Below are 13526 nucleotides of genomic sequence, written 5' to 3'. Positions count from 1 at the left end.
CCGACGTTCCCTCCCCAGAGATAGGACAATATGACGGGGAAGGAAGGGGAGGGGAAGGCCCCATAGCCAACACACCGAGCCGCCTCCGAGCGGCATTCTCTTTAGGGCTCGCTTCGGCGGGCCTTCTTCTTTCGAGCCGCTCCTCACCGGGGCGGCTTTTTCTTTGGAGGCCTTATGAGCGGCACAGCTCCCTATGAGGTGCATGTCACCGGCACAGACGATGAGACGTTCTTGTTCTCTATCCCCTTTGAGAGCGCGGACGGAACGGCTTTCCCGTTCGGTGGCTACGCAATCGAATATGTCGTCGCCAAGCATGGGCACAACATACTCCGGCTCTCTCAAGGCTCAGGCCTTACAGTTTCGCCGCCTAACGTCGTCTTCAAGGCCGCTCGGGGCTCCCTCCATGTGGGGGAATATGACCACGGCTGCCGACTCCGGAGCCTCGAAACGGGCGATGAATTCCAAGTGTTCGACGGCTCCGTGACCATTGGCGAGGGCAATTTCTGATGAAGGTTCAAATCCGCCCTCGGGGTCCGTCGAGTGTGAAGCTGAAGTTCACGCTTGGGCTTCCTGGCCCAATTACGGAGTTCCGGGTCAACCCAACCACATTCGTGATTGAGAGCCGTCCTGCGGGCTCGTCCACATGGGCGGCGGTTCCGGGGGGCAGCCTTGATAGTATCATCGGGCCGTACCGAACGGATGCGCAGGCCGCAGCGTCAGACGCCTCGACAAGCGCCACCAATGCGGCGGCGAGCGATGCCGCCGCGCTCGTTTCGCGGGACCGGGCGGCTGAATGGTCCGACAAGTCTTACAACGTCGAAGTCACTCCAGGGCGCTATTCGGCCTACCATTGGGCCTCGGTCTCCTACAACAACAGCGTTCAGGCGGGTGTGCACAAGGATGCGGCTGCGGCGTCGGCTGGCAATGCGGCGACAAGCGAGAGCAACGTCGCCAGCGGCGTAACCATCGCCACTACGCAGGCGGGCATCGCAACGGCTGCGGCAACTCAGGCAACCGCATGGGCAACCGCGCTTGGACTTCAGGTGCTCGATTTTTCGCAGCCAAGCGACCCCTCTTCCGTTAACGATTGGAGCCTCTGACGATGGCCAGACAACCCCGACAGCTTGCACGGCAGGGTGCCGCCGCTGATCTCCCCAACCGCGCTGCGGTTGATGCTTATGCCGGTCCTGCCGGTGAAGTGATCTCGGATGGCCAGCGCCTGCGCTTGCAAGACGGCTCGACACCGGGCGGGCTCCCTGTCGCGATGATGGGCGATGTCCAGATCACCCGTGTTGCGATGGTGGACAGCAACCGCGTCGGGCAGCCCAAAGACGGACTGGTAGCTTTGACCGTGACCTTGACGGCCCCGCGCACCTATACACTCCCAGCGGCCAACGCCGTTCCCGCTGGCACGGCTATCCGGGTCTTTGACGAGGTAGGGGCCATCAACGGCTCTAACACCCTCTCGGTCGCCCGCTCTGGCACGAACACGATCAATGGCGGCACCGGGTCCGTCGTCATGAGCCGGGCCTATAATACGGTTGCCTTCTATTCGGACGGTACCAGCAAGTGGACCTATGACCCGATCTCGCTGGCCCCTCCTGTGGCGCCAGCTGGCTCCTTGCCGCAGGGCCATCTCTTCGGGCTGAAGGTGTCTCGCCCCTCCGCAACCTCGATTGCCATAGCAGCCGGCAGTTGCGCCTCTGATGATAGCACCCCAGCGACCCTCAATCTGGCCGCCTTCACCAAGAACTTCGTCGCATGGACCGCAGGGACGACTGGCGGGCTCTTGGATGCTGCGGCAAGTTCGGGCTGGTGGCATCTGTTCGTTATCGGCAAGGCAGACGGCACGACGGACGTTTATGGCTCCAAAAGTCTGACTCCGACGCTGCCGAGCGGGTACGTTTCCAAGCGGCGGATCTTCTCGGTCTTTTACGATGGATCTGCGATCCGCGATTTTGTGCACACGCCGTCCGGGTGGGTGCTATGGGCGAGCCCAACCCTTGATCTCAGCACGACGGCCGGAACGACCAGAGCCTTGACGGCGCTCTTTGTGCCGCCCGGATTCCAGACCGAGGCACAGATCAGGGTGCAGATTTCCGCGCCTGTATCAGTTGTCTCTAGTGTGTCAGTCGGCTCTCCTGATGTTGCCGATGTGGCCCCGAGCTTCGCCAATGTAGGCTATGATTTCGTCAATTATAATGGCGGGACCAACGACCAATTCACCCGCGTGACGGTCTTGACGGACAACCAAAGCCGCATTGCGTACCGCGCGGACCAGGCGAATACAGGATTTAAGTTAAGCACGCTCGGCTACCGCGAGATGGCAGGGCGGTTTTGATGGCGGTCTCCTCCACGCTGTACCAGATCGTGCGCTATCTGTCGTACAAGCAGGCGATCCCGGTTGCTGGTCTCGATCAGGGCAACCCTGATGCGGGATGGGGGACGACCTTAATCATCGCGCCGGGGCTCTACACTGTTAACGGGCTGACCTATGATCTGCGACGGCAAGGGCTTTTCGCGCTGATGGCCTACGATGCCACGCCACCATCTGGCCCCGCTCCATACATGAGCGCCGGCTATCAGTTGATTGCCGACCCCAACAATCTCGATCTTCTCGCAGTAGCTCGGGGCATCGCTGAGATGGTGCAGTATGGCTACAAGGATGAGGGGCTCGCGGCGGCTGATTGGCTCGCGACGGCCCGAACCCGCAAGCTCGCATCGCGGTGCGGGCCACTAACGGAGAACTTCGCCAAGCCGATCTTCGCGTCTCTTGGCGTCCCCCATCGGATTTGCCGCCTAGTAACAGGCGAGACGCCGACTGATTTCGATGACGGGCATGTCTTGTCGGAGGTGTTCTTCAACGGGCGCTGGCGGCTCTTCGATTTCCCGAACAATCTCGCCTATACGGCGACCGGTTACACGAGCACGGACGATCTTCTGTCTTTGACGGAGGTGGTAGACCGTGGAGTGTTGAACTGTGTCTTCGTGCCTCTGGCTGAACAGGAGATCCGGGCCGAGGACCCGACCTCGGGGATGCCCCCAGTAGGTATCTACGGCGGGATGATGCTGAAGACTGAGGAAGATACTCGGGAGTGGTTGCGTCGCGTTTACCAGATACCCGGCATCGATACATCTGACGGCAAGACCCATTGGTATCTGCCGTCCGCTTATTCGTCTCGAGCGAGCTACATCACCGGCCTCGGACCCAACAACATCATCGAGACTGAAGCGGCTTGGCGCGCGCTGTTCTATCCGGGGCCTTACTCGACCAGTACGCCTGTCATCCGGCGCCAGGTCGGTGGCTGACGAATGATGGGCGCGGTTACGAGGTGGGGTGCCGCATTTCATTCACAGAGTTCCCTTCGCACTGTGCGCGAGCGGGAACTCCCCACGCCTTTGCTCCTGCCGGAATATCCCGGTTAACAAAGGACATGGCGCCGATCACCGCGCCATCTCCGATAGTGACGCCCATCTGAATGACTGTGTTCGGGCCGATATAGACCCGGCTTCCGATTTTGGTAGGGCGGCGCTCCGGGTCAGCCTTGCCCCCCGAAGTCGCCCACTCGACCGTGTGATGGGTGTAGATATGAACCCCTGCCGAGATCGAGCAATATTCACCGATCTCCAGCCCGCCTGAGCCGTCACGGATAACATTGGGGCCAATCCAGGTTTTAGCTCCCACGCTGACGCTGCCGAGCACGAGCACGTTGTCGTACATCGACGCGCCTTCGCCAAAGCCGCATTCGCGGGCGTTCTGCCAGCGATCTGTAATCAGGTCTCCGAAGGGGAGGCGGCGATTGAATTTTGCCTGTTTCTCCGCCTGAAGCTCGCGCTGGATGTCGTTGAGATCGTGTCTGAGGCCCAAGATGGGTCTCCTTTTGCGGGCGTGTCGCCGCTCCTTAACACGGGAATGATCCCACCCCAAGCCGCCCCTCAACTGGGCGGTTTTTCTTTATCTGGAGAACAGAGAATGGCGAACCTGTCGATGAAGACGGGGCAGAAGGGGCTTGCCCTCATCAAAGAGTTCGAGGGCTGTGAACTCAAAGCCTACCGCGATGCAGTTGGTGTCCTCACCATTGGTTATGGTCATACGGCGGCGGCGGGTGCCCCAACTCCGAAGGAAGGGCTGCTCATCACGCCGAAGGATGCCGAGGACATTCTAAAGCGCGATCTCGGCCAGTATGAGCGCGCCGTGATCGAGTTCGTAACGGTCCCTCTCAACCAAGAGCAGTTTGATGCTCTGGTGTGCTTCACGTTCAACCTCGGGCCAAAGAACCTTCGTAGCTCGACCCTGCTGAAAAAGCTCAATGCTGGGGACTATCAGTCTGTCCCTTCCGAGATGCGGAAATGGGTGAAGGCAGGAGGGAAGACGCTCCCCGGCTTGATCCGGAGACGAGAGGCGGAAGGCTTGTTGTTCGCGACCAAAGCGATGCCCGCCGTGTCGCAATCGCCGCGCGACATCGAACCCATTGAACCCCCGACCAACTGGCTTGTCGCCCTTCTGAAAAGGATCTTCGGATGAATCCTCTGCTTGTCCCTATCATAGGCAGCATTGCTGAGAAGGTCGTTGACCGGCTCATCAGCGCGCCGGCTGTGCCGGTTGCCCGTGTCGATGCCCCCGCCGTTCGGGAGGAGGTCGCCGCCGTCGTCAAGCCCGTCATCGAGCACCTGACAAATAATGAGCCATGGTATGCCTCACGTGTCACATGGGGCGCTATCGCGACGATCCTTTCCGGCCTGTCTGCTCTCATCATGGCGGCAGCCAACGGGGAACCGAGCATCGAGATTTACGCAACGGCCCTGACGGGTATCGGCGGCGGCTTCTACACACTCTATGGCCGGTGGAAGGCTAGAAAGCCGTTGGGTGCATAATGAGCGACGACACCCGCGAACGCATTGTCGCCCTCGAAGTAAAGGTCGAGCACCTTTCCGAGACGCTCGCAGAAACCAACACTGTGGTTAGGGAGCTTCGTGACCTTCTCCTTCAGGCGAAGGGTGCCCGGTGGATGATCGGCATCCTGATAGCCATCGGCGGCTTTATGGCGGGCATTGCCGCGAAGTATCTGCCCTTCCTCCCCCGCTAATCCCCCACAATCGGAGCCTATCCATGGCAGCCCGTATAGCGGCGCTGGTCGCGGTCGTATGCCTCGCTTCATGTGAGGTGAAGACCGCACGCGTCAGCCACCCCTCAAAGCTCGAAAAGACCTGCGCCTATCAAGGCTCATTCCTGCCTTGCTTCATCATGGATGAGGCGAGGGGAACAACGTGGAGCGTGTGAATGCCGACTCCCCCGCTCTCTGATGAAGAGCTTCTGCGATCCTTAGAGGTTCGCAATCGTCACCGAACCCTTGACGACGCCGCAAGGGAATTGGGGATCACCCGGAGCACCTTGCAGAACCGCTTATTGCGGGCTGCGGAGCGTGGGCTTGATGGGTCCACGCCGGTCAAGATCCCGCTGAATCAGAAGGTCAAGGGCATATCGACCCTGACCGATGTAGCTGGCAACGTCATCCTTCAATGGACCAAGACGACGACGGACGAGAAGGCTGCGGCTGTCGAGTCTGCGATTCGAGACGCCTTTGAGCGCTACCGATCCCCGGCAATTCTGCCGGCACCTACGGGCTACACGGACGAGAGCCTGTTGGTCGTCTACCCTGTCGTGGATCTCCACTTGGGCCTGTTCTCGTGGGCGAAGGAGACGGGGGAGGACTACGATCTGAAGATTGCGGCTGACCTTCTCCGGTCCAGCGTGTCAAACCTTGTGGGTCGGGCCGCGCCAGCAAGAACCGCCCTCATCCTCGACATGGGCGATTACTTCCACACCGATAACAGCAAGAACCAGACGGCTCGTAGTGGGAACCCGCTGGACGTTGACACCCGTTACGGCAAGGTGGCTCAAGTTGGTGTAGAGTTGGCCGTCGAAGTGATCGAACTGGCCCTCCAGAAGCACGAGCGCGTTGAATACCGGAAGCTCCCCGGCAATCACGACGACGAAACGAGCCTCATGCTCGCTATCGCCTTGGCGGCTTGGTTCCGCGACAATCCCCGCGTCTCAATCAGCACCGATCCGTCCCGTTTTTTCATGAAGCAGTTTGGGCTCTGCATGGTTGCCGCGACCCATGGCGACATGCTCAAGATGGGGGACATGGCGGGGTATATGGCCGCCAAGTGGCCCCGGGAATGGGGAGAGACAGAACATCGCTATGGCTACACCGGCCACGTCCATCATGACCGTGTGAAAGCGGGCAACGGTGTTCGTCTGGAATCTTTCAACACTCTGGCCGCTAAGGATGCGTGGCACGCTGGCGAGGGCTACATGTCTCCCCGCTCCATGGTGTCGATCACACTCCATCGGGACTATGGCGAGGTTGACCGGCTGACAGCTTGTCTGCCGATGCTGAAGAGGGCGGCATGAGCCCAGAAGACATCGTGACGGAATATAAGGCTCTCAACAAAGGCGACGCAGAAGCCGCGCTTCTGGCGCTCGCCTATGACGCAGTTGAAGCCCTTGGGAGGCAGGCCGGTCAGGTCAGCCGATACTACGCCGCGTGCTCGAAAGCCTACCTTCGGGAGAAGGCAAGGGATGAGGGCCCGGTTCGGATTGATGCGCCAGCGGACCCGATCACGGACGATTGGATCAGGACGGGAGTTGGGCCGTGACAGTCGAAGAATACGATCCAATCATCCGCCCGTTCGTCAGCTATCATGACGGCGGGTTCTCTCTGACCTACACGGACGAGCGAGGTCAGGTTAAGGCGATGAAGCTCCCAGAAATTTGGGTGGCTCGCCTGCAACTCTCTATGGCGGAGGCTTTCCGGGTAAAAGCTGAGGAGCGCGTCAAAGCTGGGAGGCCTACCGGTCATTCGCAGGCCGCCGACTAACCCCCATGTCATAAGGTGAGGGGGCACCTTCGCCTCTCCGGCAGGCTGCCACCTCTCTGGCTCGCCCGCCGCACCTGACGCATTTAAGCTTCCTCGCCACGGTCGAGAGCATTTGCCCGTCTGACGCCTTTAAAAGCTGCCACCACACGATGACGATGTAGCCGCATCCATCACAGATAATGTGCAGCCCGTCATAGCCTTGGCGCTTTAGATCCCCGATTGTTGGCATGTCTTTGTCCGTGAACGAAGCGTGAACATGCCATAGGGTTAAGCGGGAGTCGAATCCTCGCTCATCTCGCGTCCCTCTCTCCGGTGGGGCGGGCTATCTCCTTCGCTTCCTCAAGGAGCTTTTTCATCCCGTCCATGTTTCTGCCTATCCGGTCAAAAGCGGCGTCAGTCCTCCGCCCCCATTGAAGCATTACTACGATGATAAGGACCGCGCCGACAACCAAGGGGACGGCTATCGCCACGAACAAGCTGGGGTGCAAGAGGTGGCTCATCGTCCGCCTCCAATAGAGGAAGGAGAGGCCATGAACGACTCGGGAACATCGTTCGGGACTTTTTCGGGACTTTCGGTCCCGAACTGTGCGTCTTGGCTCCTTTCTGTTCCCAAAATGAATTTCGGGGGTTGCGCAATGGCGACTCGAAAGCTAGATGAACCAAGCCGTTGAGGCGTCGGAGCGTAGCGCAGCCCGGTTAGCGCACTAGTCTGGGGGACTAGGGGTCGGAGGTTCAAATCCTCTCGCTCCGACCATTACCGATCCGGGTCGGTCTTTCCTTTTTATCGTGGGTCTGACGCGCAGCATCGATGCGCCGGCCGCGTTGTTTTTACCTTTCACAGCTTCCCATTAAAAACCCCGCTGCGGATGCGGCGGGGCTGTACTTGGCGAATTGTGGCTTCGCGCGGGTTTACGGATAGGTGCAAACGTAGCGCATGCCGTTGTGAGCCAGGAAGGTGCCCGTGGCCGGGTCGTAGGAGCGGTACTTGCGCGCGCAATAGGCTGCCACCGAGGGGCTCACCGTGCCGGGGGGCGGGGGCGCGGCCGGAGCGGCAGCGGCCTGATTGGCGATCGCACCCGCAATGAGAGCACCCGCTGCGATGCCCGCAACGCCAGCGGCGACCGCCGCACCGTTATCGCGGCGGTAGTAGTACGGGCGGGCGTAATAACCGCGACGGTAATAATACTGCGTGTAGCTTTCGGACGGATAGGCCTTCTGCACGTCGGGTAGAGTGCGGCTCGGGACAGAGTCCGCGCTGGCAGGTAATGCTGAGGCGACCGTGGTCACCGCGACCAGGGCCGCAACGAACGTGCGCATGTCTAACTCCTCGTTTGAAAGGGCGGCTGAGAACTCGACCGCGTGGGATTTGACTGGTTCAATATAGCCTCGGAACGCAGCGTAGCAAATATCGCTCGCGATGATGTGTGCTGGCATACCCAAGAGACAGGCCTGTGAAGACAAGGCATGCGCTAGTAAAAGCCTCCCCATGAAGCGCTGTTTTGCAATTTAAAGTTTGGCGTTGTTTGCTAAAACTCGGAGCACTACGCCTCGTCGCGCGCGCGTCGCTTGCGATCCCGCGCGAGGCCGCACGGGACCTCCGACGGCCGGTGGAGCCGATTCCCCCTTTTTCGACCCGGCGGAGAGACGTCCCACATTTCCTGGGATTGAGGCCGCTTTCGAGTGCGCCAAAAGACCTGAGCCTCTGCCAAACCTCGCCACGAAAAGAGTGATTCTAGTGGAGCTTGGAAATAATTGTGCGCCGTGCGTTTATTCCACGGCGCTTAGTTATGTATTCAAGTCAGTTTATTTGAATTATTGGCAGTTTATGTCGCATAGTTGTTTTTATTGTAACGCTGAATAAAAACTGAGTTTGGTACGAATTATTCACCATAATAACGTTTGTACGGTGTCGTCCGTCCTTAATTACGTTTGGATTCGAGGATTTTCGCAGCGACTGGGAGCACATGCCTAACATTTATCGCTACGGTAGATGCTGGATTTCCTCTGAAAAATTCTTACAAACTAAAACCAATATTATTATGTCTCTTTGTGGGGCCTGCATGGTACGCGCCGCGTTGTTTCTCTCTCTGATCGCCCTGGTTGGATGGGGAAACACCTCCCTCGCATCCGAGCCGTTGCCGGCTCCGACCGGTCCCGTGATCCTCACAATCACCGGAAACATCCAGCAGACGAACGCGCCGGGGCAGGCCCGCTTCGACCGAGCCATGCTTGAGTCGTTCGGCATTCTGTCCCTGACAACGAGTTCGGAGCTTTCGGAGAAACCTCAGCTCTTCGAGGGGGTGTCTCTCCGGGCTGTGCTGGATCGCATCGGCGCGAGGGGTATGACGATGAAGGCGAGCGCGCTGAACGACTACCAGGCCGACATTCCCTTCGAGGATCTGCAATATGAACTCTTGCTTGCGCTGCGCCTCGAGGGGCAGCCCTTGAAGCTCCGGGACAAGGGGCCTCTCTGGGTTGTTTATCCGCGTGACGCTCATTCGATCCTGAAAGATGTCAGGTTCGATTCACGCTGGGTGTGGCAACTAAATCGTTTGCATGTTGAGTAGCGATGAAGCGCAGTCCGCATAACTACAGAACGGCTCTCGTCACGCTGCTCGCCATTGCCGGCTTGGTGGCCTGCCTGGTCTTTACGGTGGTGCGGTTGCTTTCCGTCGAGAGCGATCTGCGCAGCGAAGACACGCATGTCAAGCTTTGGCAACTCACGCAGACGCAGTTCGAGGCGGAGTTATTGGCCGAAGGCCTGGCGCGGAAGGCTGCGAATGATCCCTTTACCGGTCTGGAGCAGGAGCCGAACTTCCGGCTCGCCATCCTGATCAGCAGGTTTGGCGTTCTCATGGAGGGGTCCTACGGCGAGCTCATCGAGAGCCTCGGCGTCATGGGCGGCTTCAAGCAGGCTTATCTCCAGTTGACGCTTGCCGAGCCGCTTTTCGACGAGAACCTCTCGCCGCAGGTCGCCCTACAGCTGAGAGCGCAGGCACGCGACCTTGCCTACATGTTGCGGGACGTCGCCAACAAGGTCGTGCTTCTCAATCGCGAGCATGGAGCCTCGACGCGCTCGAAATACCTGAGCGTTGTGTTCGAAAGCATGGCTTTCATCATCGGCATCGTCATCAGTGCGTCCTTTCTGCTGCTGCGCCTCTTTAAGGGCGTGCGGGAAGCGCAGCAGGCGCAGCGCTTACTGCGCCAGGAGCAGGAACTGTCCGATCTGGTGATCAACAACATCAGCAATCAGGGCATCGTCATCTTCGACGATTTTCAGAATTGCCTGCTGTGGAATCCGGGAATGCAAGGGCTGTTGGGGCTGGGGCCGGATAGCGCGGTCGGTCAGCAACTTCAGAAACTGGATCCGCTTTTCCTCAAGCCGGATATCGTCAAATCCCTTGCATTGGCTGTCCAGGGAACAAGCTCCGTCTTCGAGGATGAGAGCGCTTCAGCGATCGGACAGGAGCGGTGTCTCGAGATCAACTGCTTTCCGCTCAATATGGCGGAGCGCAAACTGGGCATCGCGTTCATTCGTGACGTCACCCAACAATGGCGGGCCCGCAAGCAGGCTGAGCGCGAGAACTTCGATCTGGAGATCAAGGTTCAACAGCGGACGGCCGCTCTGCGTCAGGCCGAACGCCGCCTGATCGCCGCCATCGAAACGGCTCCGGATGGCTTCGCAGCCTTCGACTCGGCGGGCAAGCTCCTCTTCGCCAATGAACAGATCTGGGCGGCCGATCCCATTGCTATCTGGTGCTGGGAGGAAATGACGCTTGCCACCTTCATGCGATGCTTCGCGATGTGCGAGGGCGCCGATACCCGGCTTCTGGATCCGGAACTCGACTTCACTGAGATCGAGCTCGATGTTGTCCTCCGAAAGGACGTGTGGGCCCGTCTCTCCGTCACGAAGGCCGATGGCGGTACGGTTTTCGTGCGCTTGATGGATATTACGGGCTACAAGAAGGCTGCACAGGCCCTGCAAAACGCGCTCGATCGTGAGCGGGAGACCACCAGCGCCTACCGCAATTTCGTTTCAATGGTCTCTCACCAATTCCGCACGCCCTTGGCCATCCTGGATTCCAGCGCGCAGCGAATCCTCCGGCGCGGGCCGAATGTGCCGGAAGAGGAACTCGTGACCCGCGTCCAGCGAATTCGGAACGCGACGAGCCGTCTGACCCGCCTCGTCGACAGCGTCCTGAACGCCGCGAGGCTCGATGCCGGGCGGATTGAAGTGAATCCTACGTCCTGCAATCTGGCCGGGCTCGTTTTGGATATTTGTGACAGGCAGCGGGAGGTGAGCCCTCAGGCCGACATTCGCGTCAATGCGCCTGAAACTCCCATTCAGGTCTATTGCGACACGATTCTCATCGAGCAGGTCGTCATCAATCTTCTATCGAACGCGGTCAAATACTCCGGGGAAACCCCGGTTGTGGAGGTCAAGTTGTGGATGGATGGATCTCGCGCGTTCTGCTCTGTTCGCGATTGGGGCCTCGGCATTCCCGCCGATGAACTCGCGAAGATCTTTGATCGATTCTACCGCGCTCGCACAGCCACCGGCATCGCGGGGACGGGAATAGGCTTGAATTTTGCTCAAAAAATCATGCACTTGCACGGTGGGGAGATTCAGGTGGAAAGTTACGAGGCTGCCGGGTCTTTGTTTACCTTTGACTTGCCTGTATCGAACATAGATCAGGCTCAGCAGGCTGCATGATTGGCTTTATAAGATGAATGCCCAGAAGACGATTTTATGCATTGAAGACGAAGAAGATCTGCGGGTCGACCTTGCGGAGGAATTAGCCGCGGGCGGCTACCGTGTGCTTCAGGCATCCAATGGGACCGAGGCCATCGCGCTGCTGGAAAGCCATCGGCCGGATCTCGTTCTTTGTGACATTACCATGCCGGGCCTCGGCGGTTACGGTGTCCTGAAAGCCATGCGTGAGCAGGGCAGCCTCGCTGATGTACCGTTCATTTTCCTGACCGCCCTGGCGGGTCGGAACGATGTCCTCGTCGGCAAGCAGGCCGGCGCCGACGACTATCTCGTCAAGCCGATCGACTACGAAATTCTGCTTGCCTCGATTTCGGCGCGACTCAACCAGGTGGCGCGCGTGCAATCCGGTGCGGTGCAGCGCGCTGAGGAGGCATGGCAGGAAATCCTGAAATCGTCGCGCGGACACACCGTCGAGGCGCTCTATAAGGCGACCTTCGCCTTCGACCGGTTTCTCGTTGGCGTCGTCATCGTGGACGAGAAGGGCGCGGTGCGCCTGACGAACAAGGAGGCCGAGCGCATTCTTGCGGAGGATGACGGTTTGAGCGTTGCCCAAGGCATGTTGAAGGGCTCGGTGCCGAAGCAGAACGCGAAGCTCTATGAAGGAATCGCGAAAGCCTTCGAGGAAGAGGTGCTGGACGAAATCGTGTCCTATCCGCGCCTGTCCGGTGGTCGTCCTTATCTGGTGTTGATTCCGGGCCAACGCTTCTCTGCGGATGACAAGCCGGAAGCCGTCGTGCTGCTCCTGATCGACACCGAGCAGCGGACCAAGGTCTCGGGTGATACCCTGGTCCGGCTCTACAATCTGACTCCCTCGGAGACGCGCGTCGCTCTCATGCTCATCGATGGGAAGCGCCTGGATCAGATCGCCGAGGAACTCGAGGTTGCCCAGACCACCGTCGTGTTCCACCTGAAAAATCTCTTCCGCAAAACCGAGACGAATCGGCAGGCGGATTTGATCCGCGTGCTGTTGTCGGTGCCGCTGCGAACCGCCGCCGATTGAGGCGCTCCGCGATAAGGGAATGTAATCTTATTTACGTTTCGGTGACCATGGCGTACGAAACGGCTCGCGGCCATAGCTTTGCCATGGTTCATTCAGCTCCCAGAGAGGTTCGGGACGCTATTCCTTCCTGCGAAGGGGAGGAGAATCAGGACCTCTCAAGGAATAAGGTGACGATCATGAAGATCATCCAATTCGTTTCTGGCACGGTGGCCGCTCTGGCTCTTGTGACCGGCCTGTCCGCGGTGACGCCCGCCGCGGCGGGAGATCGCCTGTCGCCGGGGGCGGCGGCGGCTATCGGTGTTCTGGGAGGCCTCGCGGTCGGTGGCGCCATCGCCGCGTCGCAGAGCCCGGTCTATGCCGCGCCTGCTCCCGTTTATGTCGCGCCTCCGCCGCCGCGCCAGCCGATCTATGTCGAATCCGAGCCCGTCTATTACGCGCCGCCGCCGCCGCCGGTTTACGTCGAGCGCTGCGTGACCGAGCGTTACAGCGAGTGGGTTCCCGGCTGGGGCTGGGAACAGCGCCGCCGCAGGGTTTGCCGCTAGTTTGATAGAAGAAAGGCCCGCTCCAAGCGGGCCTTTTCTTTAGGTGGCGAGGGGCAGCCGACGCTCAAGCCTTGTCGGGCTTTGCCATCCATCGAATCAACGGCAGCAGCGGGATTACCCAGGCGAGGCCGAGGAGGATGTAGCCCACGGTCTGCACCGGCTTCGGCGCGTCCGTGATGCGGCCTTCGGCGACGACCATGGCGAAGAGCACGTAGAACCCGATAAAGGCCAGCATCACCACCGTCCCGATCAGCTTACGAGTGCGCATGCGCATTTCGAATATCCTCTTCTGCTGTCGCGCCGTGAAAGATGCCCACCGTGAAGGTGCG

The 13526-nt window shown here is 59.6% G+C and carries 18 protein-coding genes and 1 tRNA gene; 15 read left to right on the top strand and 4 right to left on the bottom strand.

The annotated features are described in order from the left end of the window. Positions 1 to 174: 174 nt before the first annotated feature. From I2H38_RS15005 to I2H38_RS14990, 4 genes are read left to right on the top strand one after another with little or no spacing between them, the layout of a single operon-like run. Positions 175 to 507: a hypothetical protein gene (locus I2H38_RS15005; RefSeq protein WP_196272664.1), complete on the top strand. Its 333-nt coding sequence runs from the start codon at positions 175 to 177 to the stop codon at positions 505 to 507. Beyond that, positions 507 to 1100 (top strand): hypothetical protein, encoded by a 594-nt coding sequence (locus I2H38_RS15000; RefSeq protein ID WP_196272663.1) that lies wholly within the window; start codon positions 507 to 509, stop codon positions 1098 to 1100. The genes I2H38_RS15005 and I2H38_RS15000 overlap by 1 nt, the downstream gene beginning before the upstream one ends. 2 nt (positions 1101 to 1102) lie before the next feature. Continuing rightward, positions 1103 to 2341, top strand: a complete 1239-nt coding sequence (locus I2H38_RS14995) for a hypothetical protein (RefSeq protein ID WP_196272662.1) — start codon at positions 1103 to 1105, stop codon at positions 2339 to 2341. Beyond that, the gene (locus I2H38_RS14990) at positions 2341 to 3309 is read left to right on the top strand and encodes a transglutaminase domain-containing protein (protein WP_196272661.1); all 969 of its coding nucleotides are present in this window, start codon (positions 2341 to 2343) and stop codon (positions 3307 to 3309) included. Before I2H38_RS14995 ends, I2H38_RS14990 begins: the two co-directional genes overlap by 1 nt. 16 nt (positions 3310 to 3325) lie before the next feature. Here the strand turns inward: I2H38_RS14990 and I2H38_RS14985 are convergent, their stop codons facing one another. Further along, positions 3326 to 3868, bottom strand: a complete 543-nt coding sequence (locus I2H38_RS14985; protein WP_196272660.1) for an acyltransferase — start codon at positions 3866 to 3868, stop codon at positions 3326 to 3328. On the opposite strand from I2H38_RS14985, the gene I2H38_RS14980 reads away from it, so the two are divergent. From I2H38_RS14980 to I2H38_RS14955, 6 genes are all read left to right on the top strand, one after another. Beyond that, on the top strand, positions 3854 to 4525 hold the full coding sequence (locus tag I2H38_RS14980) for a lysozyme (protein ID WP_196272659.1): 672 nt from the start codon (positions 3854 to 3856) through the stop codon (positions 4523 to 4525). The two genes, I2H38_RS14985 and I2H38_RS14980, sit on opposite strands and share 15 nt — an antisense overlap. Then, the gene (locus I2H38_RS14975; protein WP_196272658.1) at positions 4522 to 4875 is read left to right on the top strand and encodes a hypothetical protein; all 354 of its coding nucleotides are present in this window, start codon (positions 4522 to 4524) and stop codon (positions 4873 to 4875) included. The genes I2H38_RS14980 and I2H38_RS14975 overlap by 4 nt, the downstream gene beginning before the upstream one ends. After that, entirely contained in the window at positions 4875 to 5087 is a 213-nt protein-coding gene (locus I2H38_RS14970) for a hypothetical protein (RefSeq protein WP_196272657.1), read from the top strand. The genes I2H38_RS14975 and I2H38_RS14970 overlap by 1 nt, the downstream gene beginning before the upstream one ends. 194 nt (positions 5088 to 5281) lie before the next feature. After that, positions 5282 to 6418, top strand: coding sequence for a hypothetical protein (locus I2H38_RS14965; RefSeq protein ID WP_196272656.1), 1137 nt, complete (start codon positions 5282 to 5284; stop codon positions 6416 to 6418). Beyond that, positions 6415 to 6663 carry a hypothetical protein gene (locus tag I2H38_RS14960; RefSeq protein WP_196272655.1) on the top strand — a complete coding sequence of 83 codons (249 nt, stop codon included), beginning with the start codon at positions 6415 to 6417 and terminating at the stop codon, positions 6661 to 6663. The genes I2H38_RS14965 and I2H38_RS14960 overlap by 4 nt, the downstream gene beginning before the upstream one ends. After that, a complete protein-coding gene (locus I2H38_RS14955; protein ID WP_196272654.1) occupies positions 6660 to 6884 on the top strand; it encodes a hypothetical protein in 225 nt (74 codons plus the stop codon). The genes I2H38_RS14960 and I2H38_RS14955 overlap by 4 nt, the downstream gene beginning before the upstream one ends. Before the next feature lie 290 nt (positions 6885 to 7174). On the opposite strand, the gene I2H38_RS14950 is transcribed toward I2H38_RS14955, so the two are convergent. Next, entirely contained in the window at positions 7175 to 7384 is a 210-nt protein-coding gene (locus I2H38_RS14950) for a hypothetical protein (RefSeq protein ID WP_196272653.1), read from the bottom strand. Positions 7385 to 7560: 176 nt separating this feature from the next. Between I2H38_RS14950 and I2H38_RS14945 the strand changes: the two genes are divergently transcribed. Further along, positions 7561 to 7638, top strand: a tRNA-Pro gene (locus I2H38_RS14945). Between the two features lie 155 nt (positions 7639 to 7793). Here I2H38_RS14945 and I2H38_RS14940 read toward each other — a convergent pair. Next, complete coding sequence (locus I2H38_RS14940; RefSeq protein WP_196272652.1) at positions 7794 to 8201, bottom strand: BA14K family protein; 408 nt, start codon at positions 8199 to 8201, stop codon at positions 7794 to 7796. A 647-nt stretch (positions 8202 to 8848) separates the two neighbouring features. Here I2H38_RS14940 and I2H38_RS14935 point away from each other — a divergent pair. From I2H38_RS14935 to I2H38_RS14920, 4 genes are all read left to right on the top strand, one after another. Then, positions 8849 to 9451 carry a molybdopterin-dependent oxidoreductase gene (locus tag I2H38_RS14935; protein ID WP_196272651.1) on the top strand — a complete coding sequence of 201 codons (603 nt, stop codon included), beginning with the start codon at positions 8849 to 8851 and terminating at the stop codon, positions 9449 to 9451. Positions 9452 to 9453: 2 nt separating this feature from the next. Then, positions 9454 to 11598 carry a sensor histidine kinase gene (locus I2H38_RS14930; RefSeq protein WP_196272650.1) on the top strand — a complete coding sequence of 715 codons (2145 nt, stop codon included), beginning with the start codon at positions 9454 to 9456 and terminating at the stop codon, positions 11596 to 11598. Positions 11599 to 11611: 13 nt separating this feature from the next. Beyond that, entirely contained in the window at positions 11612 to 12655 is a 1044-nt protein-coding gene (locus I2H38_RS14925) for a response regulator (RefSeq protein WP_196272649.1), read from the top strand. 176 nt (positions 12656 to 12831) lie between these two features. After that, on the top strand, positions 12832 to 13197 hold the full coding sequence (locus tag I2H38_RS14920; RefSeq protein WP_196272648.1) for a hypothetical protein: 366 nt from the start codon (positions 12832 to 12834) through the stop codon (positions 13195 to 13197). Between the two features lie 64 nt (positions 13198 to 13261). On the opposite strand, the gene I2H38_RS14915 is transcribed toward I2H38_RS14920, so the two are convergent. Continuing rightward, positions 13262 to 13471 (bottom strand): DUF2842 domain-containing protein, encoded by a 210-nt coding sequence (locus tag I2H38_RS14915; RefSeq protein ID WP_196272647.1) that lies wholly within the window; start codon positions 13469 to 13471, stop codon positions 13262 to 13264. Positions 13472 to 13526 lie beyond the last annotated feature (55 nt).

This window comes from Microvirga alba (assembly GCF_015694465.1).
In the GTDB taxonomy this organism is placed as follows: domain Bacteria; phylum Pseudomonadota; class Alphaproteobacteria; order Rhizobiales; family Beijerinckiaceae; genus Microvirga; species Microvirga alba.
Note: the sequence above shows the minus strand (reverse complement) of the source record. Positions and strands in the feature narration are given on the sequence as shown.